Origin of the sequence: Rhizobium sp. Root491 (assembly GCF_001427205.1) — a bacterium.
Lineage (GTDB): Bacteria > Pseudomonadota > Alphaproteobacteria > Rhizobiales > Rhizobiaceae > Agrobacterium > Agrobacterium tumefaciens.
Window position 1 is genome coordinate 444,874 of record NZ_LMFF01000012.1, and the last position, 25,647, is coordinate 470,520.

Annotated in this window: 24 protein-coding genes; 9 read left to right on the plus strand and 15 right to left on the minus strand. The window is 59.3% G+C overall.

Annotated features, from left to right (window positions below; genetic code table 11):
* Positions 1-5: 5 nt before the first annotated feature.
* From ASD46_RS12950 to ASD46_RS12960, 3 genes are all read right to left on the minus strand, one after another.
* Entirely contained in the window at positions 6-1,094 is a 1,089-nt protein-coding gene (locus ASD46_RS12950; protein WP_003511282.1) for a carbohydrate ABC transporter permease, read from the minus strand.
* Positions 1,094-2,005, minus strand: coding sequence for a carbohydrate ABC transporter permease (locus ASD46_RS12955; RefSeq protein ID WP_003511283.1), 912 nt, complete (start codon positions 2,003-2,005; stop codon positions 1,094-1,096). Before ASD46_RS12955 ends, ASD46_RS12950 begins: the two co-directional genes overlap by 1 nt.
* A 67-nt stretch (positions 2,006-2,072) precedes the next feature.
* Positions 2,073-3,446: an ABC transporter substrate-binding protein gene (locus ASD46_RS12960; RefSeq protein WP_003511284.1), complete on the minus strand. Its 1,374-nt coding sequence runs from the start codon at positions 3,444-3,446 to the stop codon at positions 2,073-2,075.
* A gap of 94 nt (positions 3,447-3,540) precedes the next feature.
* Here ASD46_RS12960 and ASD46_RS12965 point away from each other — a divergent pair, with 94 nt between their 5' ends.
* A complete protein-coding gene (locus tag ASD46_RS12965; RefSeq protein WP_038494183.1) occupies positions 3,541-4,680 on the plus strand; it encodes an ROK family transcriptional regulator in 1,140 nt (379 codons plus the stop codon).
* A 29-nt stretch (positions 4,681-4,709) separates the two neighbouring features.
* On the opposite strand, the gene ASD46_RS12970 is transcribed toward ASD46_RS12965, so the two are convergent.
* Both ASD46_RS12970 and ASD46_RS12975 read right to left on the minus strand, forming a co-directional pair.
* A complete protein-coding gene (locus ASD46_RS12970; RefSeq protein WP_233285232.1) occupies positions 4,710-5,033 on the minus strand; it encodes a hypothetical protein in 324 nt (107 codons plus the stop codon).
* A gap of 188 nt (positions 5,034-5,221) precedes the next feature.
* Positions 5,222-5,707, minus strand: a complete 486-nt coding sequence (locus ASD46_RS12975; RefSeq protein WP_003511288.1) for a hypothetical protein — start codon at positions 5,705-5,707, stop codon at positions 5,222-5,224.
* A gap of 173 nt (positions 5,708-5,880) precedes the next feature.
* Between ASD46_RS12975 and ASD46_RS12980 the strand changes: the two genes are divergently transcribed.
* The 7 genes from ASD46_RS12980 to ASD46_RS13010 all read left to right on the plus strand — a co-directional run bounded on the left by ASD46_RS12980 (position 5,881) and on the right by ASD46_RS13010 (position 12,251).
* Positions 5,881-7,833, plus strand: coding sequence for a BTAD domain-containing putative transcriptional regulator (locus tag ASD46_RS12980; protein WP_003511289.1), 1,953 nt, complete (start codon positions 5,881-5,883; stop codon positions 7,831-7,833).
* Positions 7,834-7,841: 8 nt separating this feature from the next.
* Entirely contained in the window at positions 7,842-8,270 is a 429-nt protein-coding gene (locus ASD46_RS12985; RefSeq protein ID WP_003511290.1) for a hypothetical protein, read from the plus strand.
* 37 nt (positions 8,271-8,307) lie between these two features.
* Positions 8,308-9,504 carry a YcaO-like family protein gene (locus tag ASD46_RS12990; RefSeq protein WP_060642504.1) on the plus strand — a complete coding sequence of 399 codons (1,197 nt, stop codon included), beginning with the start codon at positions 8,308-8,310 and terminating at the stop codon, positions 9,502-9,504.
* On the plus strand, positions 9,504-10,217 hold the full coding sequence (locus ASD46_RS12995) for a TfuA-like protein (RefSeq protein ID WP_003511292.1): 714 nt from the start codon (positions 9,504-9,506) through the stop codon (positions 10,215-10,217). The genes ASD46_RS12990 and ASD46_RS12995 overlap by 1 nt, the downstream gene beginning before the upstream one ends.
* Positions 10,214-11,419, plus strand: coding sequence for a hypothetical protein (locus tag ASD46_RS13000; protein ID WP_038494186.1), 1,206 nt, complete (start codon positions 10,214-10,216; stop codon positions 11,417-11,419). The genes ASD46_RS12995 and ASD46_RS13000 overlap by 4 nt, the downstream gene beginning before the upstream one ends.
* A gap of 69 nt (positions 11,420-11,488) precedes the next feature.
* On the plus strand, positions 11,489-11,926 hold the full coding sequence (locus ASD46_RS13005; protein ID WP_025595440.1) for a helix-turn-helix domain-containing protein: 438 nt from the start codon (positions 11,489-11,491) through the stop codon (positions 11,924-11,926).
* A 94-nt stretch (positions 11,927-12,020) separates the two neighbouring features.
* The gene (locus tag ASD46_RS13010; RefSeq protein ID WP_003511296.1) at positions 12,021-12,251 is read left to right on the plus strand and encodes a hypothetical protein; all 231 of its coding nucleotides are present in this window, start codon (positions 12,021-12,023) and stop codon (positions 12,249-12,251) included.
* Between the two features lie 200 nt (positions 12,252-12,451).
* Here ASD46_RS13010 and ASD46_RS13015 read toward each other — a convergent pair whose 3' ends face one another.
* The 3 genes from ASD46_RS13015 to xylF form a co-directional block, all read right to left on the minus strand.
* The gene (locus tag ASD46_RS13015) at positions 12,452-13,234 is read right to left on the minus strand and encodes an ATP-binding cassette domain-containing protein (protein WP_003511297.1); all 783 of its coding nucleotides are present in this window, start codon (positions 13,232-13,234) and stop codon (positions 12,452-12,454) included.
* Positions 13,235-13,252: 18 nt separating this feature from the next.
* A complete protein-coding gene (locus ASD46_RS13020) occupies positions 13,253-14,566 on the minus strand; it encodes a sugar ABC transporter permease (RefSeq protein WP_003511299.1) in 1,314 nt (437 codons plus the stop codon).
* Positions 14,567-14,646: 80 nt separating this feature from the next.
* A complete protein-coding gene (xylF, locus tag ASD46_RS13025) occupies positions 14,647-15,687 on the minus strand; it encodes a D-xylose ABC transporter substrate-binding protein (RefSeq protein WP_003511300.1) in 1,041 nt (346 codons plus the stop codon).
* Positions 15,688-15,929: 242 nt separating this feature from the next.
* Between xylF and ASD46_RS13030 the strand changes: the two genes are divergently transcribed.
* Positions 15,930-17,162, plus strand: a complete 1,233-nt coding sequence (locus ASD46_RS13030) for an ROK family transcriptional regulator (RefSeq protein ID WP_003511301.1) — start codon at positions 15,930-15,932, stop codon at positions 17,160-17,162.
* A gap of 19 nt (positions 17,163-17,181) precedes the next feature.
* Here the strand turns inward: ASD46_RS13030 and ASD46_RS13035 are convergent, their stop codons facing one another.
* The 7 genes from ASD46_RS13035 to yghU all read right to left on the minus strand — a co-directional run bounded on the left by ASD46_RS13035 (position 17,182) and on the right by yghU (position 25,604).
* Positions 17,182-18,726 (minus strand): glycerol-3-phosphate dehydrogenase, encoded by a 1,545-nt coding sequence (locus ASD46_RS13035; RefSeq protein ID WP_003511302.1) that lies wholly within the window; start codon positions 18,724-18,726, stop codon positions 17,182-17,184.
* A 189-nt stretch (positions 18,727-18,915) separates the two neighbouring features.
* Positions 18,916-19,332, minus strand: a complete 417-nt coding sequence (mce, locus tag ASD46_RS13040; RefSeq protein WP_003511303.1) for a methylmalonyl-CoA epimerase — start codon at positions 19,330-19,332, stop codon at positions 18,916-18,918.
* A 13-nt stretch (positions 19,333-19,345) separates the two neighbouring features.
* Positions 19,346-21,487: a methylmalonyl-CoA mutase gene (scpA, locus tag ASD46_RS13045; RefSeq protein ID WP_003511304.1), complete on the minus strand. Its 2,142-nt coding sequence runs from the start codon at positions 21,485-21,487 to the stop codon at positions 19,346-19,348.
* Between the two features lie 118 nt (positions 21,488-21,605).
* Positions 21,606-23,609 carry an acetyl/propionyl/methylcrotonyl-CoA carboxylase subunit alpha gene (locus ASD46_RS13050; RefSeq protein WP_060642376.1) on the minus strand — a complete coding sequence of 668 codons (2,004 nt, stop codon included), beginning with the start codon at positions 23,607-23,609 and terminating at the stop codon, positions 21,606-21,608.
* On the minus strand, positions 23,606-24,169 hold the full coding sequence (locus tag ASD46_RS13055; protein WP_003511308.1) for an RNA 2'-phosphotransferase: 564 nt from the start codon (positions 24,167-24,169) through the stop codon (positions 23,606-23,608). The genes ASD46_RS13050 and ASD46_RS13055 overlap by 4 nt, the downstream gene beginning before the upstream one ends.
* 35 nt (positions 24,170-24,204) lie before the next feature.
* A complete protein-coding gene (locus tag ASD46_RS13060; RefSeq protein WP_013761770.1) occupies positions 24,205-24,582 on the minus strand; it encodes a hypothetical protein in 378 nt (125 codons plus the stop codon).
* A gap of 125 nt (positions 24,583-24,707) precedes the next feature.
* Positions 24,708-25,604 (minus strand): glutathione-dependent disulfide-bond oxidoreductase, encoded by an 897-nt coding sequence (yghU, locus tag ASD46_RS13065; protein ID WP_003511310.1) that lies wholly within the window; start codon positions 25,602-25,604, stop codon positions 24,708-24,710.
* Positions 25,605-25,647 lie beyond the last annotated feature (43 nt).

The following is a 25,647-nucleotide window of genomic DNA, read 5'->3' on the forward strand; positions in this document are numbered from 1 at the left end:
GGCGATTATCCTTTGATCCCGCCGAAACTCATCTGGGTGATGTATTTCTGCGTGAAGATGTAAATGATCAGCACAGGCAGCAGATAGATGATGCCTACGGCAGCGATCATGCCGTAATTCACGCCGGCGCTGTCCTGTGCCACGAAGAAGAGATAGAGGCTCATCGTCATCTGGCTTTTTTCGATGAGCAGGGTCTGGACGAAAACATATTCTTCCCAGCCACGCAGAAAGGTGAAGGTGGCAACCGCGATCAGCCCGCTTCTTACCTGCGGCAGAACCACCATGCGAAAGGCTTGGAAGCGGGTCGCGCCATCGGTGACGGCACTCATTTCGATGTCCCAGGGAACGTTGTCGAAAAAGCCCTTGAGAACAAAAATTGCAAACGGCAGCTCAAGCGCACTCATGACCAGCACGACGCCGAAGAGATTGTTGAGCAGGCCCATGTAATGCAGTTGCACGAAGATCGCGACGGTGAGCGCGAGCGCCGGAAAGGCATGCAGCAGCAAAAGCCCGCGTAGCACATTTTCACGCCCCGCAAAGGTGAAGCGCGACAGCGCATAGGCGGCCGGCGTGGCGACCAGCGCGACGATCAGCGTCTGGGAAGCGGCAAACAGCAGTGAACTGCGCATGGCGGTCCAGACGGATGGCATCAGCGCCATGCGCGTGGTGCCGGTTTTCTCGATATCGCGGCTCCAGAGGAAACTGTAGTTGTCGATAGTCAGATGCGGCAGCACCAGCACGAAGACGAGCGCCGCAACCACGGCACCAAATGCCAGCCATAGCAGCGCGGGATTGCGCAGGCGCGCGGAAAGAAGCGCAACTGCTATCGCCCCGCCATAGGCAAAAGCGGCGATTGCGCCGCTGCGCCACAGCACAAGTCGGCTGAGATTGTCGTCGGAAGTCGTGAGCGACTTCACCAGCAGCCACAGGTAGGGCAGGAGAACCGGCACCGAAACCACCGTCAGGAACACAAGAATGACGGGAACGAAACCGGCGCGATGGGCAAGGCTGCGCCTTTCAAGACGCGTCCAGTCCGGCTTCAGATCAAGGGCACACCTGCTGTGGGCAGGCGAGTGGGTGTGGGCGAGCGTCATCACAGCACCTCGATTTTGGCGGGAGCAAAAGTCGAGCGCATATTGCTGATGCGCCATTGAATGAGGGTGATGGCAACGCCTATCGCCATCAGGCCAAGCGCAAGTGCAGCACCATAGGCATAGGCACCGTTTTCAAAGGCGCGCCGGTAGATATAAAGCGGATAGGTCGTGGAATCGTAGACAGGCCCACCGCCGGTGATGAGCAGGATATATTCATAGGTCGTCATCAGTGAGAGCGCCTGATAGAGCGTGATGAAACGGATCGGTGACGAGAGCGCGGGTGCAACGACATGGCGAAGCACACCCCATTCGCTGGCGCCATCGACGCGCGCGGCATTGGCCAGATGCGACGGTATGGAGCGGATGGCCGATGTGAGGATGACCATGGCGAAAGACGCGCCGACGACACCGTTCGCCACCACCACCAGAAACAGCGGAAAGTCGTTGCGCAGGTTGAGAGCGGGTGCGCCGAGCGCGCCAAGAAACTGGTTGAGCAGGCCGGAAGACGTCGGATCGGCGATCCATATCCACAGCACGCCGTAAAGCACGGCGGGGCTCATGCGCGGCAGCAGCCAGAGGCCGCGAAAGAAGTTGCCTAGCCGGTCCGGTATCGCCGTGGTCGTAACGGCCAGAAGCGCGCCAAGCCCGATATTGAATATGAACAGCGTTGCGCCGACATAGATCAGCGTCGTCAGCAACACCATCGGCAGGCGCACGTCGCGCTGAAACATGCGCTGGAAATTCTCGACCGTGAATTTGCCGACCCTCAGGTTTGCGCCCATGTCGGTAAAGGCGATCACCAGATTGACGACGATCGGGGCAAGAAAGAACAGGCCAAGCAAGGCGAGAGCCGGAGCCAGATAAAAGATCGGCCGGGCCGGGCGGCGCGCCCGAAGCTGAAATTGAGACATTACGATATACCGGTGGGAACGCGGAAAAGCCGCCCGGTAGAACCGGGCGGCATGGTTTCGGGCAAACTCAGTTGCTTGCGGCGTCGCGGATTTCGATCTCCGCGCCAAATTGCAGCTCAAGCTCGTCGGCGATGAAATCGACCGCCTGCGCGGCCGTCATCTTGCCGGTCTCAACCGCTTGCAGACCGCTGAACAGCACCTTGTTGTAGCTGCCGAACTTGGTGTGGTTGGGCACGAACTGCGCGTATTTCATCATCGGCGAAGCAGCGGAGAGTACCCAGTTATCGCGGTATTTCGGCATGGCCGTCTGGGCGTTGCTGATGGCCGTATGATAGGATGTCACCGCGTGTTCGTTGTTGAAATAGGGCAATGTCGCAAGCGCCACGAGATCGGCGGCGATATCGGCATTGGCACTCTTTGGATTGAGGGTGTAGAGCAGCGGGTGCGACAGGTTGGCCGGCTTGCCGCCTTTTTCGGCTGCCGGAGCGGAAATCCAGCCGATCTTGTTGAAATATCCCTTGCCGTCGGTCGGCCAGGTCGCGCCGTTCTTGTCCCCCACCTGCCAGGCAACCGCCCAGACACCCTGATGGAAGATGAAGGCCTTTTCCTGCTTGAAGGCCGTCTGGATCGCCTCCCAGCTCATGGCGGTATTGTCGACGGGCGTCACGCCTTCCTTGGCATTGCGCTCATACCAGCCGAGCGCCTTGGCCATTTCGGCCTTGGGGAACATCAGCTTGCCGGTCTTTTCGTCCATGAACTTCACGCCATAGGACTGGAACACCATCAGATAGTCGATACCGACATTCGGGCGGTGCAGCATGCCGTATTGTGCGGCCTTGCCGTCTACCACTTCCTTCGACAGGGCCGTCAGATCGTCGAGCGTGAATTCGCCAGCGTCGACCTTGGCCGGCAGACCTTCGATGAAGGCTTCGTCCTTGCCGATCTTGCGCAGCATGTCCTTGTTGTAGAAGAACATGCGGATTTCCGCGTCCTGCGGAATGCCGTAAATCTTTCCGTCCGTCGCCTTGGCCGAATTCCACAGAACCGGCAGGATATCGCCATAGACCCAGGGAGCAGCGGCGATCTTGTCTTCCATCGGCATGGCATAGCCGTCCTGCGCGAACTGGCCGATCCATTCATGCGGCAGGATGTAGATATCCGGCCCCTGCCCCACCGAAAACGCCTTCAGGGTATCGAGCGCGAAGGAGTCCCAGCCCTGCACGGCGCTGTTGTTGATGTCGATGACGACGCGTTTGTCGACGCCTGCTGCCTTGAACTGCGCGTTCATGATGCCGGCGGCGGCTTCGATGTTGGTGACGCGACCGGGCGCATTCTTGTCGGCGAGCGTCCAGAGCTTGATGTTGATGTCTTCGGCAAAGGCGACAGCCGGCAAAAGCGCGCCGAGGGCAACCGTGGCCATCAGGGTGAGAGACTTGAACATGTGATCCATTCCCGTTGAAACTGATTATTTAATTAAGTTGCTTAATTAACAGCTTCATGACATTTCCCTAGGTAAAGCGCGGGAGAGTGAAACTTTGACTGAGAGACGGCAGGGCGGGCTGGCAGGCATTGGCGCAACACAGGGTGCGCTTCTGGGATATATCAGGCGCAAGGGTTCGGCCTCGCGGGTCGAGCTTGCCGACTATTGCAGCATAACGCCGGCTGCCGTGAGCATGATGACGCGCAATCTGCTTGAGCGCGGTATCATCGAGGAAGGTGCACGCCGGCAGGAAGGCCGTGGCGCGCCCCATATCGACCTCACGCTCAAAAAAACTGTCGGTTACGCCCTTGGTGCACACGCCAACCGTTATTCGGTGATGTTGACGCTGTTGAATTTCGGCGGAGAGATCGTTGGAGAATTGCAGATGCGCGGCTCCTATGACGCGTTTTCCGATGTCCAACGGGCGCTTCAGGATGGATCCGAAGAACTACTTACGAAAAATGCGATCAACAGGGGCCAACTGATCGGCGCGGCCATTGCCATGCCGACCCGCTTTCGCAAGGAAGCCATGTCGCTCGATCTTGCCGAAGAGGTTATTTCCTGGGCCGGGTCTGACCTTTCCGCCATGCTGCGCGAGGCGCTGCGTTGTCCGGTGATCATAGAAAATGATGCGAATGCCGCAGCCATGGGTGAACTGACGCTTGGCAATGCGGACGGACACGAAAATTTCGCTTATCTCTATCTGTCCGAGGGGATCGGCGGCGGCATCATTATCAAAAATGAGCTTTATCGCGGTTATCTCGGCAATGCCGGCGAGATCGGCGCCTTGCGCGGCCGCAGCACTTCGCGGCCCTCCTTCGAAGACCTGGCGGCATGGTGCGTGGAGCATGTGGGAGAAAACCCCTCGGGGCGCGCACCCGAGGTCTGGACGGATTACCTCTTGCGCAACTCCGCCGTGTTTGAGGCGTGGCTGGAACGGGCGGGACCCGAGGTTGCGCGCCTCGCCTTCGCTGTCAGCGCCGTTCTGGCGCCCACGGCAATCTTTGTTGGTGGCACCTTACCAAGGATCGTACGACAGCGGCTGGCGGAATGGCTGGATTACGAACGCTCGGACCCGTTCAACGGCGCAAAGGTGATACAGCCGAAAATCCAGCTGCCGGATGTGGTTGCGACAGACCCCGTGGCCTTCGGTGCGGCGGCGATGATCCTGCACGGCGTCGGAGAAGTGCGTTAAACGCGGGAGCGCATGTCCCGGGGGAGGCCTCACCCGAGATTGGTCACCATGAAATAGATCAGCCAGCAATGCGCTATCACCAGCACGGCCCAAGCCCATTTTGCAAGCCTGATATCGACATCGATGACCGTATTGCTGATTTCCGCCACGCGAAAAGCCTCTTCCTCAACCCGGTTCTCCGGCGGTCGAGATTTCAGCGCCTTCCTGGAAACTGGCTCGCCCACGACATAAAGCCTGTCGTTCGCAACTGATGGACGCGGGTCGTCGTTGGCGCTCCCGTCAAGGGAAAGCACGTCGTCACCCGAGGCGCAACTCACCGCTAATAGCTGTGATGACACCCGCCTGTTACGCATGTTACCTCCATTGGGCATCACAAATCTTCCACACAATAAAAATAAAAAAATTCACCTGCTGCTCCCGACAAAGCCTTGGCTTTACCGGGCATATTTGCGATGCGCGCAATACGCGCCGCGCCAGTTGAACCCCTTCTCGCCCCACGCTCTTGCGCTCCCCCGGAAACGCATCGGCATCAGCCCCGCCATTAACGTGCCGGGCTTCCCGGCAAATCGTGCCTTCCCGCGTAAGGCCTTACCTCCCGCTGGATCAGGAAGACGGATTTCTCCACCGGCAGCGGTTCGGCTGTCCGGTAGCGATGAGACCGCTTGGAATATTCAAACCGGATCAGCCTGTCTTCGAACTTCCCCGCCAGAACGCGATAGCCGTTGACGACCTCGTTAAGTATTTCCAGCTCTTCTCCCCACAGCCAGCCACCGTAAGCAGTGCCTTCGTTGGAGCGCAGCACGATCTCGAAAAAATGCCCGCCGGCCGCAAATGGCATGCGGAAAATAATATCGAGATTGTCCTCATCTTCGTCGTCGCATGCCGACAGTCTGGCATGGGCAACCTTCGCATGGGCCAGCGCCGAGACCGGATAGAACGGGCGCCCTTTGAACCACATGAACTCACACACCGCATAACCGACGTCGTCGGCACGCTGGTAAGGTTCAGTACGCGGCTCGAACGCCATGTAGCTTCCGTTAAACGCTATCAATTTCGAAAATTCCCGATGCCTGCCTGATGCATGATTGCTGTTTTCCGCCCGTCGCCCGCGCCTCTATTCACGACAATAGGCAAGCGGCGTCACACCAGCGTCAAATGGAACGCCAATGATGACTTTCAATTTCCCGGACACATTGTTAGATGGTGATTCATGAGGGAACGAAATTGGCTGGGAACGCTGAACTGATACCGATCCGGCTTTTTGGCACCCCGCGCTGCGATGCGGTGCGGCAAGCGTTTTTCCCGTCCAAGGGCTTTGCCCTCACTGCCGCCCTGATCCTTGCTCCCAACCAGTCCCTTTCCCGCCAGCAGGCCGCATCGCTGTTGTGGGAAAACGTCGAGCAAAAAAGGGCACTCGGCAATTTGCGGCAGCTGATCCTGCGCCTCCAGAAGCTGTCGAGCGATGACGATGCCATCCTTCTGACAGAAGGGAACGACCTGAAGGCCGGAAAGCTGGCGCAGCGGACCGACCTTGCGATCTTTCTTGCCGGCGCGAGAGCAGAAGATCCGATGCAGCGGCTGCAGGCCCTGCTCGAATTCGGCGGCGATCTGCTGGAGGGGCTGGAGGCTGGGCAGGACCACCTTTATCTCTGGCTGCTGTCTGAGCGACGCCGTCTCAAGGACCTGTTCTTTTCAAGCTATACACCGCTTCTGGAGGAGTTGACGCGGTTCGGCCGCGCCAGTTCGAACAACATCGCATCGCTTGCCGAATGCGCGCTGAAGATCGAGCCGGAGCGCGAGGAAACCTACCGCGCCGCCATGGCGGCCTATGCGCGGGTGGGAAACACCAGCGCCTGTGAGGGAATTTTCCAGCTTCTGATGGAACAGCTCCGCCAGGAGGACCGCCCTCCGGAGGCCGAGACAGTGGCGCTTCGACGGCGGATACAAAGTCTGGCCTCGACGATAGTAGCCCCCGCCGAACCGGATGAGGGTAGCCGCCGAAAACCGATGGCAAAACCACGCGTCGCCTTCAGCCGTCCGGTGCGGGTGGACGGGCTTGCGGTATCGCCGGTGATGAGTGCCTTTGTCGAGGATGTCGCCAATAGTCTCGTTCGATACCGGACCTTCACCGTTCTTTCGACGCACAGCACCTTTGTAGCGACACACGACCGGACCGACGACAGTTATGCAATGTTGCGGACGGATTACCGCATCGTCTCCACGGTTTTCGACGATGCCCGCATGTCGGTAGCGCTGATCGAGGAAGCGACCGGAGAAATCGTCTGGTCGCTGGAGGTTGTGCTGACCGCGCGGCATATTCACGCCGCTTTTCGACTGCTGTCCAAACAGGTGGCCGCGGGGCTTGCCCGCGAGATCGAGCGGCTTCAGGTGGAACCAGACCGCAACCACAGCGGCGAGGCCTACCGGCAATTGCTGGAGGGCCAGCAGCTTCTGCGCGGCAAGTGCGACCTGCCGCTTCTTCGAAGAGCCCGCTCGATGTTCCGCAAGGCGGTCGATCTGGATAACAGCATGGCGGTTGCCCGCGCCCGCGTGGCGCAGAGCCTGCAACTGGAATGGCTGATGCTGGGCGGCAACGACCCCCACCTGCTGCACCGCGCCAAGGCGGAGGCAGACGCCTCCGTCGAAATCGATCCCGCTCTTGGCGTCGGCCACTGGATGTGCGCCGTCGTGGCGCTCTACCAGCGGGATTTCGACATATCCGCCGAAAGGTTCTTCGAAGCCGAGGCGCTTGCGCCCAACTCCGCCGACCTTTTGCTCCAGCATGCCGATGCGCTCGCCCATTTCGGCGATGCCGAAACCGCGTGGGAAAAGTTTCAGCAAGCCATCGACCTAAATCCGCTCGCACCCGACATCTACTGGTGGGCGGGCGCCAGCATCGCGTTCAAGCGTGAGGATTACGGCGCGGCAGTAGAACTGTGCGCGCGCATGGAAAATGACGAGCCGGCATTGCGCGTCTTGACCGCGAGCCACGCGCTCCACGGTGATTTGGACGCTGCCCGGGAAACCGGCAGCAGGCTTCAGGAAAACTATCCGGGTATGACGGCGAGGGAAATCAGCAGCCTGTCCCCAGACCGAGACCCGGTAGCGAATGAAAAATTCTATAACGCACTTCGATTAGCTGGGATCAAATAGGAGTTATTATGTCCTCGCACTTCTTTATTGTCGGAAAAAAGGGTTTCGGCGTTCTCTTCATTCGCACGGCGCCGCTCAGGGTTGCGTCCGTCTCGCATGAGACGATTGCCGCCTATGAAGCCAGCCATCCCGGTGTGGACGGTTACGCGCGCGTTGCTGCGGCGGCAAAATCCATGCTCGTTCGTCAGGACGGCCAGCCCGAAAACGAGCTGGATCAGGTACAGATCCAGGGCATCGAAGCCCTCGTCGCCGGCGGCGCTGTCGTTTCCGAGGCCGATTTCGCCTTTGTCGGCGAAGTGATCGACGCCGGCTGGGATTTCAACCGCATGGTGCAGGCACCGATCGAATCGGCCCTGAAGGCTGTTGGCCCGGCGGGTTCCGTCACCGGCGAGCTGTTCGACGCCATCCTTGCCGACGACACCAACGCGGCGCCTTGATTGCGGCCCCGCAGCCTTGACCGCTGACGGCGCACATATTCCAGCGACAGCGGCTTTAGGGCATCCGGACGCTTCGTTCTTCGATCCCGAACTGCTTCGGCGGTTCGGGATTACACGCGTCGGAGACGTGACCGGTCTCGATATTATCGGCATACCCGTCTGGTTCGCGACGCGGCCCAATTCACGCGGACTGTCGGTCTCCCAGGGCAAGGGGCTTGTCGCGGAGCAGGCACGGCTTTCCGCGATCATGGAAGCGATCGAAGGTGCCGTCGCCGAAGACACCCGCAAACATATCACCACTTTCGGCTCCATTCGTGAGATGCGGGACAAGGGCGCCCCTCTCGTTCCTTTCGAAACAATCGGCCGGGTCGACCCGGACACTCTTGATCTGCGAAACGAACGCGCCTGGGTGAAGGGAACATCCATACGCCAGCTGCTGGAGGTTTTTGCCCCCTATGAACTGGTGGGCATGGATTTTCGCGCGGATTTCCCTTGGGACCGGCAGGCCTTTCTCATGAGTTCGCAAGGTCTTGCGGCGGGTTTCGACCATGACCACGCGGTTCTGCACGCCTTGCTCGAACTCATCGAAAACGACGCCTGCTTTCTCGTCGATACCTTCGAAACCCGCAGTATCGCGCCGGAACCGGTCGTGTTGCCGATGGGTGTCGACGCATCCTTCGATGCTCTTGTTCAACACCTTTCACATATAGGACTACCGCCCCGCTTCTTTGATCTCACCAATACGCTCGGCGTGCCTGTAGTCATGGCGAGCCTGCCACGGTCAATCCACGCGCAGGACGGACTTGCCACCCGCAGCGCTGCCGGCGCAGCGTGCCGGTTTGGCACCTATGACGCGGCAATTGCCGCGCTGCTGGAGGCGATCCAGTCGCGCCTGACTGATATCAGCGGCGCAAGGGACGATCTCTCTCCTTTGCGCTACCAGCGGGATATGTTTGCGGCGGGACCGGCGGCATCCGAGGTGCGGCCAATGGACCGGATCCCGGCCAGTCTCGATTTTGCGGATAGCGATCCGGCTCTACCGCCGTGGCGTCAGCTTGCAGAGCATCTTTTCGCCGCCGGGATCGACGACATCCATGTCTTTGCGCTGGAAACGGGCGTATCCGGTCTGCACGTCGTCCGGGTTCTGGCAAGCGGCCTCACCCCTGCCGGTGGTGGCCTTCAACGTATATCGCAGCGGACGCTCGACCGGTTCCTGAACCTCGGAGGCCTTTGATGAAGCCGGTGGTTTTTGCAGGCCCGTCCATCCACGGCATCGCACCCGCGCAGATTTCCGGCCTCGATCTTCGTGGCCCGGCTGCCTGCGGCGACATTTTCGACGCGGTAAAGCAGGGTGCCCGGACAATCGGGCTGATCGACGGCCTCTACGGTGACTGCGCCGCCGTGTGGCACAAGGAAATCCTGTTTGCGCTGTCAGGCGGCGTCACTGTTCTTGGTGCCGCCAGCATGGGCGCGCTAAGAGCGGCGGAATGCGCGGCCTTTGGCATGATCGGCATCGGCGAAATCTTTCAAGCCTATCGGGACGGGCTGCGTTTTTCCGACGCCGATGTGGCAGTCAGCCACGCGCCCGGCGAACTCGACTACCGTCCGCTGACAATCGCGCTTGTCGATGCCGAAGCGACGCTCGAAGCGTGTCGCGCCGCTATCGCCCCAGAGGAACACGACGCCTTGCTGAACGCCGCCCGCAAGCTGCATTTTAACCGCAGGACATGGCGTGCAATGGCAACTGAGGCAAACCTCAACCTCGAGACCGCAAATTTTCTGGCCGGAAACGCGGTTTCCGCCAAACGCAACGATGCGGCCCGGCTTTTAGGCCTGCTTGGCAGCGGAGAATTGCCATCCCCGCCGCCGCAATCGTGGAAATTACAGAACACGGTATTTTTCCAGCAATTGGCCACGCGGCAGACGGCGGGAGAAAAAGCGTCTTGACCGCTGCCCCGCACCCGTCTCTGCTGCCCGATTGCGGAGGGCTGATCCGGACAATCGCGCTTGCCTTGCCCGCCGCGTTTTTTGCGGGTGACAGGGCTGACGGGGACGTCTCTCCGCTCATCCCGATCGGAAACCTGCTTTCGGCTCTGCCTTCCGACGTCACGGCCCTTGTTCTTATCGATGGCCCCTGTCTCGCCTCCGCTGAAAGCTGGCTCAGCAGGCTGGCAGCCACCTGCACCGCAGAACTGTTGCCGCTCGATGCAACCAGCAGCGTTTCGCACCCGTGGATACAGGACGTGTTCCACGTTCGGACTGCTGATGGGATCGCAACCGAACTGCTTTGTGCATCGGAAAGCGCCATCACTGGCGAGCTCGCCAATCGTCTCGGGCTTGCCGCCAACGCTTCGCATGTCACTTTGCCGGGCGGTAACCAGCTGGTCGGGCCGGACTTTCGATTGGTGGGCCATTCCAGCCTGCAGGACGACAGGGGTATGGCAAACAATGCGGCAACCGAACGGCCGCAACAATGGCAGCGGGTTCAGGCACTCGACTACAGAACCGTGGGCAGTTTCGGATATCGGCCGGAAGACCTCGGCAATGCCTCGGCCTCAATCGCTCTTACCTCGGCAAAAACGTCGCCTCCGGCGATCACCTTCGGAAAAATCCACCAATGCGGTTTCCACGTCGACCAGTTCGTTTCGGTCACAGGTCTAAGACGCGATGGCCACCCGCTATTGCTGGTTGCCGATCCGGTGGCCCATGAATGCAACGCCCGTAATGCGATGGATTTGAAACGTAAACTGGATGCCTCCGTTCTATTGCTGGCACAGCAGGGCTTCGAAATCCTGCGAAATCCCATTCCGGTTTTACCCGCCATCGACACCAACAAATGCCTGCCTCGGCTTTATAACAACGTGCTTGTTGAAAATATCGTGCGCTCCGACCAAGAGAAGCCATTCGTCTGGGTTCCCCATTTCGGTGATGCGGAAACGCTCGACGGTTTCGACCGAGAGAACAGGAAAATTTGGGAAAGACTGGGCTTTCACGCCATCGGCGTGGCCGGCTGGAGCCATTTTGCCAGCCGAAACGGGGCATTGCGATGTGCAACAAAGGTGATAAACCGTCAACCAGCACAGCATACCGACGGAAAACAGCCTTACTTTATCAGTAACACCTCACAATACCCGTGGAAATTGTGTTGAATGTCTACCTTCAACAATATTAATTGATAAATATCCAATTTAAGAACCTCACAACTGGAGGAGTTCATGATGCAGGCCAAACTACCCAGCCCGATCGATGTGCATGTGGGTACACAAATCCGAATGCGCCGCAAGTCGCTCGGCATGAGTCAAAGCGCGCTGGCGGGCCGGTTGGGCATTACCTTCCAGCAGGTCCAGAAATACGAAAAGGGTGCCAATCGCGTCGGCGCGTCCCGTTTGCAAGCCATTGCATCGGTTCTCGGCGTCGATGTCAGCTCTTTGTTCGCCAATGCGACGCCGGATGTCGGAAACGCCAATCCCGCCCTTGGCACGATCAATGCCATGCAGTCTTTCGTTGCGTCGAATGAAGGATTTTCGCTCAATCAGGCCTTTGCCCGAATCAAGAGCGCAACCGTGCGCAAGAGCATCGTTGCCCTCGTGACGTCGCTTGCGGCTACCGAAGCGGCGGAAAATAACGGCGCGCCCGAAAACAAGAGCGACGATTGACGCAGGTGTGACGCTCGCGTGACGCTCGATGTGGTCGATAATGAACAACGCGGGATCAACGCGTTTTCATACTGTCGATTGTCGAGAGGGAAGCATGGCGTCTACCACAGCAATACTTGAAGAGGACAATGCGGACGAGATTCTGGCACTCGGGCGGATGGTTTCCTATCTTTGCCAGCGCTCCAAATCTCTGGAACTGGGGATGTCGACCTATTTCCTGGAAATGGCATTGCTGTCGCTGGCCCAGGACATCAATCAGCATGGCTCGCTACCGGCCGGCGCAGAAATGAACGGCAGCGGTTTCGCACACGCCGAACTCCATTAAAACACCGCTTTTTAACGACCGCGTCTGCAATTGCGCAGAGCCGCAGACATTTTTCGTCTGCGGTTCCGGCTGGGCTGAAACACACCGGACGCATATATTTTTTAGTCAACTCCAAGAACTTTTGTTCCCAGCATTTGTCGAGGCCCGGTTTTTACCGGGCCTCGATTTGTAGTGGAAGTAAAGACGACAGAATTCTGTCGTCAGGCAACGACCGCGCCCGGACCCGCCACAGCACCCGGCGGCACCTTGCCCAGAATAATCATGCCGAGGACCTCGTCCTTCGTCACATCTTCCGTGCGGGCATGGCCGACCACCTTGCCGTTTTTCATGACGAACACCCGGTCGGCGAGATCGAAGACGTCATGGATATCGTGGCTGATGAGGAAGATGCCGATGCCCTGCCGTTTCAGTTCCTTGACGAGATCGCCGACCTGTGCCGTTTCCTGCGGCCCGAGTGCTGCCGTCGGTTCGTCCATGATGAGGATGCGGGCATCGAACAGAATGGCGCGGGCGATTGCCACGGACTGCCGCTGGCCACCGGAAAGCGCCTTCACCGGCTCCTTGAACCGCCGGAAATTGGGGTTGAGACGCCCCATGACCTCGCGGGCCGAAGCTTCCATGGCGACATCATCCAATGTTCCCCATTTCGTCTTCAGCTCGCGGCCGAGATAAAGATTGGCCGCCGCATCGACATTATCCGCCACCGCCAGCGTCTGGTAGATGGTTTCGATGCCGTATTTCTTGGCGTCGCGGGGATTGCGGATATCCGCATCCTCGCCGTTGATGAGGATGTCGCCCCCATCCCGCCGGTATGCACCGGACAATATCTTGATGAGCGTCGATTTGCCGGCGCCGTTGTGGCCAAGAAGGGCCACCACCTCACCTGGGAAAAGATCGACAGAGGCGTTTTCCACCGCATGGATACCACCGAAGGAAATGGAAATATTGCGCATTTCCACGAGGGGCGTGACTTGTTCCGTCATTGGGGTTCTCCTCGGTTCTTACTTGGCGCGGGCGCGGTAGATGGTGTCGAGCCAGACGGCGACGACCAGAACCACACCGACGACGATGCGCTGAAAGGGCGTATCGATGCCCACAAGCACCATGCCGGATTGCAGCGATTGCATGACGAGCGCGCCGAGCATCGCGCCCGCTATGGTGCCGACGCCGCCGGCGAGCGACGTGCCGCCGATGACCGCCGCCGCGATCGTATAAAGTTCATCCAGTTCACCCTGGGCATTGGTGGCCGCGTTGAGGCGGGCAGTCGAGATTGCCGCAGCGATGGCGCATAGAACGCCCATCAGCGTGAATATCTTGACCGTAACCCAGCGGGTCTTGATGCCGGCGAGCTCCGCCGCTTCCGGGTTGCCGCCGATGGCGAAAACATAACGCCCGAAGCGAAGCCTCGTCGCGATGAAGGTCATGACAGCACCGACGGCAAGCGCCATCAGCACCGGAATGGCAATGCCGTGCGGAATGAACAGACCACCATCCGGCCAGGTAATGCCATTGGCATCGGCATAGTTGCGGGCAATGTTGACCGGCCAGGGATAGCTGTTGACGACAGCTACGAAACCGACGACGACGACGCAGCCAAGTGCCACCAGGAAATATTCCGCCCAGACGGGCCGCAGCGGAAAACCGAAACGGCGACGCTGGTGGCGGGAATTCAGGATTGCCGCGACAATGGCGACGCAGGCGACAATGGCTGCGATCCAGCTCCATGTCGCGCCGATCGAGCCGCTGGTGCCGCCACCCATCAGGCGGAAGGTGGAATCCATCGGCGCCACGGTGCGGCCGCTGGTGACGAACCATGTGCCACCGCGCCAGACCAGCAGACCACCAAGTGTGACGATGAAGGACGGCACGTTCAGGAAGGCGATGATCGAGCCCTGCAGCATGCCGATCGCTCCGCCGACGAGAATGCCGACCAGAAGCGTGACGATCCATGTCGCCCAATGTTCAAAGCCGAGGAGCTGCGGCAGGATTTCCGCCTGCATGACACCCATGATCATGCCGGAAAAACCGAGGATCGACCCGACCGACAGATCGATGTTGCGGGTAACGATGACAAGCACCATGCCTGTCGCCATCACCGCGACCGAAGCGGTCTGGACGGAGAGGTTCCAGAGGTTTCTCGGCGTCAGGAACAGCCCGCCCGAAAGAATATGGAAACCGATCCAGATCAGAAGAAGCGCGCCGACCATGCCGAGCAGCCGGGTATCAAGCTCCGTGGCACTGATGAAACGCGAAATCGAGCCCGTCTTTTCCGTCTTGGGGGACGCTGTGGAATTGGATTGTGTCATGTCGGCCATGGACTGCCGGTCCTCCTTACATCTGAAAGGCGCCGCGCCACGTATCAGTGGCGCGGCGCCCAAACATCAACCTAGCGGTCTCAGTTGCAGGCCTTGACGGATCCGGCCTTTACACCCTGGCAGGCCGTTTCCTTCTTGATCCAGCCGGCGTCGATGACGACGTTCAGATTGTCCTTGGTAATGGCGATGGGCTTGAGGAAGACTGACTGCATCGTCACTTTTTTCGGACCGCCATCAAAAGCGGCAACGCCCTTGATTTCCGTCATCTTCTTGCCGCCCGCAAGTTCCAGCGCGATGCCGGCAGCTTCCTTGCCGAGTTCGCGGCTATCCTTCCAGACAGATACCGTCTGCGTGCCGAGGGCTACGCGGTTGAGCGCGGCGAAGTCCGCATCCTGACCGGATACGGGAACAGAACCTGCGAGGCCCTGCGCGGCAAGAGCGGCAATTGCGCCACCGGCCGTTCCGTCGTTCGAGGCGACGACCGCATCGACCTTGTTGTTATTCTTGGTCAGGAACTGCTCCATGTTCTTCTGGGCATTTTCCGGCTTCCAGCCATCGGTATAGGCTTCGCCGACATTCTTGATCTTGCCCGCGTCGACAGCGGCCTTCAGGACTTCCTGCTGTCCGGCAAAAAGAAAGTCCGCATTCGGATCGGAAGACGAACCCTTGATGAAGACGTAGTTGCCTTCCGGCTTGACCTTGAAGACTTCGGCGGCCTGAAGGCGACCGACTTCCTTGTTGTCGAAGGTGATGTAGAAGGCGTTCTTGTTTTCGATCAGGCGGTCGTAACCCACCACCGGAATACCTTCAGCGACGGCCTTTTCAACAGCCGGGCCAATCGCGTCGCTGTCCTGCGCAAGAATGATCAACGCATTGGCGCCCTGGGAAATCAGCGATTCCACGTCAGTCAGCTGTTTTGCGGCGGACGACTGCGCATCGGCGGAAATATACTTCGCACCGGCCTTGTCGAGAGCTGCCTTGATTGCCGCCTCATCCGTCTTCCAGCGCTCTTCCTGGAAATTGGACCAGGAAACGCCAACGACGAGATCAGCAGCAATGGCTGCGGTGTGCAGGGAAACGAGTACAGCTGTACCCGCCAAAAGCTTGGCAAACGAATTCATGATGTCCTCCCGGTAAGGGCGAAGCCTGCACCTCCATGCAGGGAAAACGCCCGGAAAAAGCTGTCGGGCTCTGTGATTTCACAATTTTCTCGACAGTCGAGAAAATTAATGTCAGAGATTCCCCATGCTGTCAACAACGGCTGCGGGCAGCATCCGGGTGCCTTGATCTTGCTCGTGGCGTGCGCCATCAGAGGGGATAAGCACGACAGGAAAAAAGCCGTTCAGGGAGCATACCCCAGCCCATGTCCGCCATTGCAAGCACGGAACTGGTGCGCCAGAAAAACAGCCTGTCGGTGATGGCAGCGCTGCGCCTTCATGGCAGCCTATCCCATACGGACATGTCCTCCTTCACCGGGCTTGCCTCCGCCACCGTTTCCGCAATCACCATGGAACTCGAGCGGGCCGGCCTCATCCTGCGCAAAGAGCAGCTGGCCGCCGCCGGGCGCGGGCGGCCGCGCATCCTCTTTGGGCCTGATGGTGCTTTCTGCCACGTCGCCATCGTCATCATTTCGTCCGACAGCGTGCAATATTCGTTGGTCGACTATGCCGGCAAGCTGGTGGACCGCTTCACCGAGCAGAGGATCACGGCTGAAAAAGGGTCATTCGGCGGCTCGATCCTCTCCGGCCTTGCACGGCTTGCGGACCGTTCGCGCATCGACCGGCACGACATTCTTCAGGTGTCGATCAGCAGCAAGGGGCTTGTGGACGCGGCAGCGGCGGTGCTCGTCTGGTCGCCGGTGCTCGGCACCGAAAAGATAGATTTCCAGCAGCTCATTTCTCAGGACGGCCGCATCCGCGTGACGCTGAACAACGAAACGCTGCTGGCCGCAAAAGCCATCTGGATGCAGGAGCAGGCAAAGGACGGCCCGAAACCGGAGGCACTTGTCACCCTGTCGCTCGGCCACAGCATTGGCCTCGGCATTGCCCGCGCCGCGGGTGGCGGGATAGAGGTTAGCGCCCCCAATTTCGGACATATGCTGCATCTGGCCGATGGCGCCCTTTGCCGCTGCGGCACCAGAGGCTGTATCGAGGCCTATTCAGGGTTTTATGCAATCCTGCGTTCGGCTTTCGAGGCCCCGCCGCAGGCGGAACCGGCAAAATTCGTGCCGATTGCCGAAGTGGACAAGATCGCCGCTTCCGCCCGCGCCGGCGGGCGCATGGCGCGGCTTGCCTTCCGCACAGCCGGGCTTGCACTCGGCAACGGCCTTTCACGTCTGTTCAGCCTGCACGGCCATATGCCGGTCTTCATCACTGGCCCCGGCACACGCTATTTCGATCTTCTGGAAAGCGGCCTTCACGATGGCCTTGCGCAATCGCAGTCGGTACGCTTCGGCGGAATGCCAAAAATCGGCATCGCGCCCAACGAACCGGAACTGGTGTTCGAAGGGCATATGGAACACGCTCTGTCCGCCGCCGACGACTATATATTGAGCGCTGATGGCCCTGAAAGAGCGGCAAGGAACTCGGGGAACTGACGGGAAAACTCGTAGATGCTCAGGCCTGCTCCGTCACGGCTTCGCCCTTTTCCTTGACACCAGTCAGCGTGGAAACGAATTCATCCAGAGCGGCAGCCTCGTCCCTGCTCAACCGCAGGCCCTGTTTAGTGCGCCGCCAGAGAATATCCTCGGCTGCAAAGGCCCATTCGTGTTCCACCAGCCAGCGCACTTCGCATTCATAAAGTGTGCCGCCGAAATGCCGGCCGAGGCCGGAAACATCGGTGGCGACACCGAGCAGTTCCGCAGCCTTCGTGCCGTAGTTTTTGATGAGCCGCTCGGCATGGCGTCCATCAAGGAATGGGTAACGGGAGACAAGCGCCCTCACCTGGGCGTCATATCTCTCCACCCCGAAGTCACCGCCCGGCAGATACGAGCCCGCCGTCCAGGGCTTGCCCTTTTCTCCGATGGCTGCGCCGATCTTTTCCAGAGCATGTTCCGCCAGCCGCCGGTAGGTGGTCAGCTTGCCGCCGAAGATATTGAGCAGCGGCGCTTCGCCCTCTGCCTCTTCAACCTTCAGCACATAGTCGCGTGTGGCTTCCTGCGCCTTTGAAGCGCCATCATCGAAAAGCGGGCGCACGCCGGAATAGGTCCAGACGATATCATCCGGCTTCACCGGCTCGCTGAAATATTCGCTGGCGGCATTACAGAGATAGGAAATCTCTTCCTCGGAGATGCGCACCTTGGCCGGATCGCCCTTGTAGTCGCGGTCCGTGGTGCCGATCAGCGTAAAATCTTGCTCATAGGGAATGGCGAAGATGATGCGGTTGTCCGGGTTCTGGAAGAAATAGGCGCGCGGATCGGAAAACTTCCTGCGCACGATGATGTGGCTGCCCTGCACGAGACGAACATTGTGCACATCGTTGCGGCCGAACACGCCGGACAGCACGTTATCCACCCATGGGCCAGCGGCATTCACCAGCATGCGCGCTCTGTGCGTGGCTGAACGACCGGTCTTTTCGTCCAGCGTCACGATAAGCCACAAGCCGCCTTCGCGCCGTGCGGAAACGACCCGCGTGCGGTTCATGATCGTCGCACCGCGATCCGCCGCGTCACGCGCATTCAGAACCACGAAACGGGCATCGTCCACCCAGCCGTCGGAATATTCGAAAGCCTTGGCAAAGACCGGCTTCAGAGGTTTGCCTGCCGGGTCTTGCCGAAGATCGACCGTGCGCGTCGGCGGCAAAAGCTTGCGGCCGCCGAGGTTGTCATAAAGAAAGAGGCCAAGCCGGACCATCCATGCCGGACGCACGCCGCCTTTCTGGAGCGGCAGGACGAAGCGCATGGGCCAGATGACGTGCGGGGCCATGGCCCACAGAATTTCACGCTCCATCAAGGCTTCTCGCACCAGACGAAACTCATAATGTTCGAGATAACGCAGGCCGCCATGGATGAGCTTGGTGGCTGCCGAAGACGTACCGGAGGCAAAATCGCCCTTTTCCGCAAGCGCCACGGAATAGCCCCTACCCACGGCATCGCGGGCAATGCCGCAACCATTCACGCCACCGCCGATGACAAAAAGATCGAATATGTTTTCGCCGGACATAGGGCCTCGCAAGACAGCGCCGGGGACCATTTTCCCCTACGTTGAAAGATTATCGTCATAAAAACGAAAACAAAACGAATGTCAAAAGAAAAGAAACGAAACCCATGTTTTCAGCACAAGCGAACGGCAACTGCCGCCGGTGAATCACTTCGCCAACGTGTTTCGGGATGTCGGTACGGGGTCTGTGTTTCAGACGTGTGTCGGAGTGACCTGCTCAAGCTCGTAAAGCACGCCACCCATATCCTTTGGATGCAGGAAGAGAACGGGATTGCCATGCGCGCCGATCTTCGGCTCGCCATCACCTAAAATGCGGATGCCTTTTTGGACGAGATCGTCTCGCACGGCCAGAATATCCGGCACCTCAAAGCACAGATGATGCGTGCCGCCACCCGGATTTCTTTCGAGGAAGGCGGTAATCGGGGAGTTCTCTCCAAGCGGATGAAGAAGTTCGATCTTGGTATTGTCAGCCTGAACGAAAACCACTGTCACGCCGTGTTCGGGCAGGGATTGCGGCTCGGAAACTTGAGCGCCAAGCGCCCTGTATCGCGAAACCGCGGCATTAAGATCGGGCACGGCAAGGGCGACGTGGTTCAATCTTCCGAACATGGCCGTATTCCTCTCACGCGTTGCGCCGGATGCCTTCCAGCAGATCGAGAACCTTGTTCGCCGCATCCATGACATTGGTGCCGGGTCCGAAAATCGCCGAAACGCCGTGGTCGAGCAGGAACTGATAATCCTGGCGCGGAATGACGCCGCCGACGACGACGATGATGTCCTGGGCACCCTTCTGCTTGAGCGCCTCCACAAGCTGCGGTGCGAGCGTCTTGTGGCCTGCGGCAAGCGACGACATGCCGACCACATGCACCTTGTTCTGAACCGCAAGATCGGCTGCCTCGGCAGGCGTCTGGAACAGCGGCCCGGCCAGCACATCGAAACCGATATCACCAAAGGCCGACGCGATAACCTTCGCGCCGCGATCATGCCCGTCCTGCCCGAGCTTTGCGACCATGATGCGCGGTTTGACGCCGAGCCGTTCTGCCACGCCGGAAAGCCGCGTAGCGAGCGTGGCAAGCTCCGGCTCGTCCTTGTAGGCCTCGCCGTAAATATCCTCCACCACTTCCGGCACGGCAACGTAATCGCCGAAGACGGCACGCAGCGCATCGGAAATCTCGCCGACGGTGGCGCGGGCGCGGGCGGCGACGACTGCCGCCTCGAGAATATTACCCTTGCCGCTACGGGCAATTTCAGACAATGCCGCCAGCGCCTTCGAGACGTCCCCGCCGTCGCGGCGACGTTTGGTGTCCTCAAGGCGGCGGATTTGCGCAGCGCGTACGGCGGCGTTGTCGATATCGAGAACGTCGATATCCTCCTCGGTTTCCAGACGGTAGCGGTTGACGCCGACGATGACTTCCTCGCCCTTGTCCACGGCCGCCTGCCGACGCGTGGCCGCCTCCTCGATCAATCTTTTGGGCAGGCCTTCGGCCACCGCTTTGGTCATGCCACCAAGCGCCTCCACTTCCTCAATCAGCGCCCAGGCTTTTTGCGCCAGTTCATCCGTCAGGCTTTCGACATAGTAGGAACCGGCCAGCGGATCGACGACCTTGGTGACGCCGGTTTCATGCTGGAGAATAAGCTGGGTGTTGCGGGCGATGCGGGCGGAAAATTCTGTCGGCAGGGCAATGGCTTCATCAAAGGAATTGGTGTGCAGCGATTGTGTGCCGCCCAGCACGGCGGACATGGCCTCGAAAGCGGTGCGGACAATGTTATTGTAAGGGTCCTGTTCCTGAAGAGACACACCGGATGTCTGGCAATGGGTGCGCAGCATGAGCGACGACGCCTTTTGCGGCTTGAACTCTTCCATGATGCGCGACCAGAGGAAGCGGGCGGCGCGCAGCTTTGCGGCCTCCATGAAGAAATTCATGCCGATGGCAAAAAAGAACGACAGGCGGCCGGCGAAATCATCGACATTCAGTCCCTTGGCAAGGGCGGCCCGCACATATTCCCGCCCATCCGCCAGCGTGAAGGCAAGCTCCTGCACCAGCGTGGCACCTGCCTCCTGCATGTGATAGCCGGATATCGAAATAGAGTTGAATTTCGGCATCTCCTTCGCCGTATATTCAATGATATCAGCAATGATACGCATCGAAGGCTCGGGCGGGTAGATATAGGTGTTGCGGACCATGAACTCCTTGAGAATGTCGTTCTGGATGGTGCCGGAAAGTGCGGCACGCGAGACACCCTGCTCTTCCCCCGCAACGATGAAATTGGCGAGCACCGGAATGACGGCCCCGTTCATGGTCATGGAGACGGAGACCTTTTCGAGCGGTATACCATCGAACAGGATTTTCATGTCCTCGACGCTGTCGATCGCTACGCCCGCCTTACCGACATCGCCTTCAACGCGCGAGTGGTCGCTGTCATATCCGCGATGAGTGGCAAGATCGAAGGCGACCGAAACACCCTGTTGGCCGGCGGCGAGCGCCTTGCGGTAAAAGGCGTTGGAAGCTTCGGCAGTCGAAAACCCGGCATATTGGCGGATCGTCCATGGCCGCCCGGCATACATGGTGGCGCGCGGGCCGCGCGTGAAGGGTGCAAAGCCCGGCAGGCCATCGAGATGTGAAGCCTTTTTCAGGTCATCGGCCGTGTAAAGCGGTTTGACGTCAATGCCTTCGGGCGTATGCCAGACGAGTGCATCCGGTGAACGCTTCAGCTCCTTTTCGGCAAGCTGCAGCCAATCCCGCACCGTTTTTTCACCCGACATGCATATCTCCCCTTCTGCATTTCATTTTCAGTACTGTGACTGGTGATCGTGACCGAAATCCAGCCTACCCCATAACCCGCTCCGCCCCTCATCCGTTCCTCAAAAACGGTATCAAGCCCTATTCAAATTCGAGGATGACCTCATCCACGGCGAGGCTATCGCCCGGCTTTGCCGACACTTTGGCAACCCGGCCGCGTTTTTCCGCACGCAGGATGTTCTCCATCTTCATTGCCTCCACCGTCGCCAGCGCCTGACCGGCTTCGACCTCGTCCCCCTCGCCAACCGAGATCCCGGTGATGACGCCCGGCATCGGGCAGAGCAACAGTTTCGACGTATCGGGCGGCAGCTTTTCCGGCATCAGCAGCGCCAGTTCCGCCACGCGCGGGCTGCGCACATGGGCGAGAACATCCATGCCGCGCCAGCGCAGGCGAACCGCCGCACCGGCAAGATCGACCTTGGCGGCGATCACCTCGCCCGCCACCGTGAACAGGCCAAGGCTGCGGCCGGGAAGCCAGCCGGTAGCGACTGTCAGCGCAGCACCATCCTCAAAACGGATTGCCATGCCTTCAGCACCGGTCTCCACGCTGACGCTTCGACGGGATCGACCAAGCGAAACCACCCAGTCCTGACCGACAATGCGACGATGATTGCCAATGGTACCGGAAATTTCGACCGCACGGTTTTGAAGCCGATGGTGGATAACGGTGGCGATGGCTGCGAGCTTGCGCGCGGAGGCCTCATCGGGCTCGACCCCGGAAAAGCCCTCCGGAAATTCCTCGGCGATAAAACCCGTCGTCAAACGGCCGGCCCGAAAACGCTCGTGCTGCATGACAGCCGAGAGGAACGGCAGATTGTGGCCGATGCCCTCCACTTCGAAACGATCCAGCGCCTGCCCCATGGCATCGATGGCGGTTTCACGATCCTTTGCCCAGCTACAAAGCTTGGCGATCATCGGATCGTAATACATCGAGATTTTACCGCCTTCGAAGACGCCGGTATCGTTGCGGATCACGGTGCCGTTTTCCTGCTCGCCCTCTTGCGGCGGGCGATACCGTGTCAACCGGCCGATGGAGGGCAAGAAATTACGATAGGGGTCTTCGGCATAAAGCCGGCTTTCGATTGCCCAGCCGTTCAACTTTATATCGGTCTGCCCGAAGGACAGCTTTTCGCCTGATGCCACGCGGATCATCTGCTCGACCAGATCAATGCCTGTGACGAGTTCCGTTACCGGATGTTCCACCTGCAGGCGCGTATTCATTTCCAGAAAGTAGAAATTGCGCTCGCCATCGACGATGAATTCGACCGTTCCGGCCGAATGGTAACCAACTGCTCTCGACAGAGCCACGGCCTGCTCGCCCATGGCCTTGCGCGTTGCCTCATCAAGAAAGGGCGATGGCGCTTCCTCGATGACCTTCTGGTTGCGGCGCTGGATAGAGCACTCTCGCTCGCCAAGGTAAAGGATATTGCCGTGTTGATCGCCCAGCACCTGAATTTCGATATGGCGCGGCTGGGTGACGAATTTCTCGATGAAGATGCGGTCGTCCCCAAAGGAAGATTTCGCCTCGTTTTTTGACGACTGGAAACCCTCGCGCGCCTCCGCATCGTTAAAGGCGATGCGCATGCCCTTTCCGCCGCCGCCGGCCGAGGCCTTGATCATCACGGGATAACCGATCTCGGAGGCGATCCTCACCGCCTCATCTGCATCCCCAATCAGCCCCATATGGCCGGGCACGGTGGAAACACCGGCTTCCGCCGCGAGCTTCTTGGAGGTGATCTTGTCGCCCATGGCCTGGATAGCGCGGACCGGCGGGCCAATGAAGATCACACCCGCCTTCTCCAGCGCCTCGGCAAAGGCAGCGTTCTCCGACAGGAAGCCATAGCCGGGATGCACCGCATCAGCCCCGGTCTTCTCGATCGCAGCAAGGATTTTATCGATGACGATATAGGACTGCGACGAGGGCGCCGGACCGATATGAACGGCCTCATCCGCCATCTTCACATGCAAAGCATTGGCATCAGCATCCGAATAGACGGCAACCGTCGCAATGCCCATCTTCTTCGCCGTCTTGATGACCCGGCAGGCGATCTCGCCGCGATTGGCGATGAGGATTTTCTTGATCATTTGCCATCGCCTTCAAAAGTATGATTCTCAATCAGCGTCAGATAAGCAGCGGGAACAGCATCGGTCAGCCAGACACCATTGTCGGCTTGAAAAAAGCTGTGGCCAGCGGCAAACATCCGACTGGCATCAACCATTAGGATGGCGGGTTTTCCGTGCCGCTGGCCGACCGCATGTGCCGTCACGCTGTCTGCCGAAAGGTGAACCTGCTGCCGGCTGCCCGGTCGCAATCCTTCCTGCAGGATAGCATCTAGGAAACGTGTCGCAGTACCATGGAAAAGCTGCGGCGGCGGTTCTAAGGGAGCGCTACCAAGATCGACCTTTACTGAATGCCCCTGCGCGGCCCGGATGCGGTGCCCATCTTCCGAAAGGGTGAAACGCTTCTTGTCGCTTTCGGTAACGACCGCACGCAGACCGGCCTCGTCGAGCAGCGTGCCACTCGCATTTGCTTTTGCCAATAGATCTCCGACATCCGCCCAACCCTGAGCATCCATGGTAAGCCCGATGCTTTCGGGCGCATGTCGCAGAACATAGCTCAGGAATTTGCTGGTGGCCGTCGACATTGAATTTCATTCCCTATTGGCGGATGACAGCACACTCAAATCTCGAAAAAGTTCTCGAAGGATTCCGGGAAATTCTGCCGGGCGACGCGCTCGTCGATGACAAGCATCGCCTGGTAGGAAAGCGGATCGAAATTCTTTTCCGCCGGCAAGACCTCGCGGCCGAACAGCAGGCTGAGGCGGGCAGCGTCGAGATTACCACGCTCGAACGGCTCGGGACCAAAATGGTGCCAGAGCGAGTGCAGGAAGGCCGCATCGATGCGGTGTTCCTTGGAATCGTCCCGCGCCCTTCGGGGTATCATCTTGATGGGCGTTACCCCTTTTGGATTGGCGCGGCGGATGGTGAACTGGATGCCCGTGCTCGGCATGCCGGAGGGAAATCCCTTGTGTTTGGTCATTTCGGGCAGGTTCGCCATCTTTTGTCCTTCCAGAAGCATTTCCATTAAAAGCAGGTCCGCTTTTACGTCCGGATATGCGTAAATTCAAATAATTAGAGCGCTTTCATGGTCCTATTAAAACCAGAAGCGCTCTAGTCTTTTCGTTATGCCTTGCCGATTTTGTCCTGCGTCTTCTGCTCGAAGTCGGAGGCATCGTGGCGTTCATGCAATTGTTCGGACGGATCGCCCGAGGTTTTGTTGACGATCACGCCGCGCTTGACCGCAGGGCGTTCGCCAATTTCAAGCGTCCAGCGCATAAGGTTCTTATAACCGGCCGCTTCAAGGAAAGCACCGGCATCGCCATAAGCTTGGCCGAGCGCTATCTTGCCATACCAGGGCCAGACGGCCATGTCGGCAATCGTATATTCCGAGCCCGCCAGATAACGGTTGTCGGCCAGATGACGGTCAAGCACGTCAAGCTGGCGTTTAACCTCCATGGCGTAACGGTCGATAGCATATTTGATCTTGATCGGGGCGTAGGCGTAGAAATGGCCGAAACCGCCGCCGAGGAAGGGGGCGGAACCCATCTGCCAGAACAGCCAGTTCAGCGCCTGCGTGCGGGCATTGCCCTCTTTCGGCAGGAAAGCGCCGAATTTTTCCGCGAGATAGACGAGGATCGAGCCGCTCTCGAAAACCCGGGTCGGCTCGGGCGTCGAATGATCCATCAGCGCCGGGATCTTGGAGTTCGGATTGACGCCGACAAAACCGGAGCCGAACTGGTCGCCTTCGCCGATCTTGATCAGCCAGGCATCATATTCGGCGCCCTTGTGGCCAGCGGCCAGCAATTCTTCCAGCATGATCGAGACCTTCTGGCCATTCGGCGTTGCCAGCGAATAAAGCTGCAACGGATGTTTGCCGACCGGCAATTCCTTGTCATGGGTGGGACCGGCGATCGGGCGATTGATATTGGCGAACTGGCCGCCATTACCCTTGTCCCAGGTCCAGACCTTGGGCACTTCATATCCGGCGGGAAAATTATCTGCGGAGGAGTTCTCGGCCATAAAAATCAGTCCTTGTGCGTTTCGGGAGGGCACCGAAGGTCGG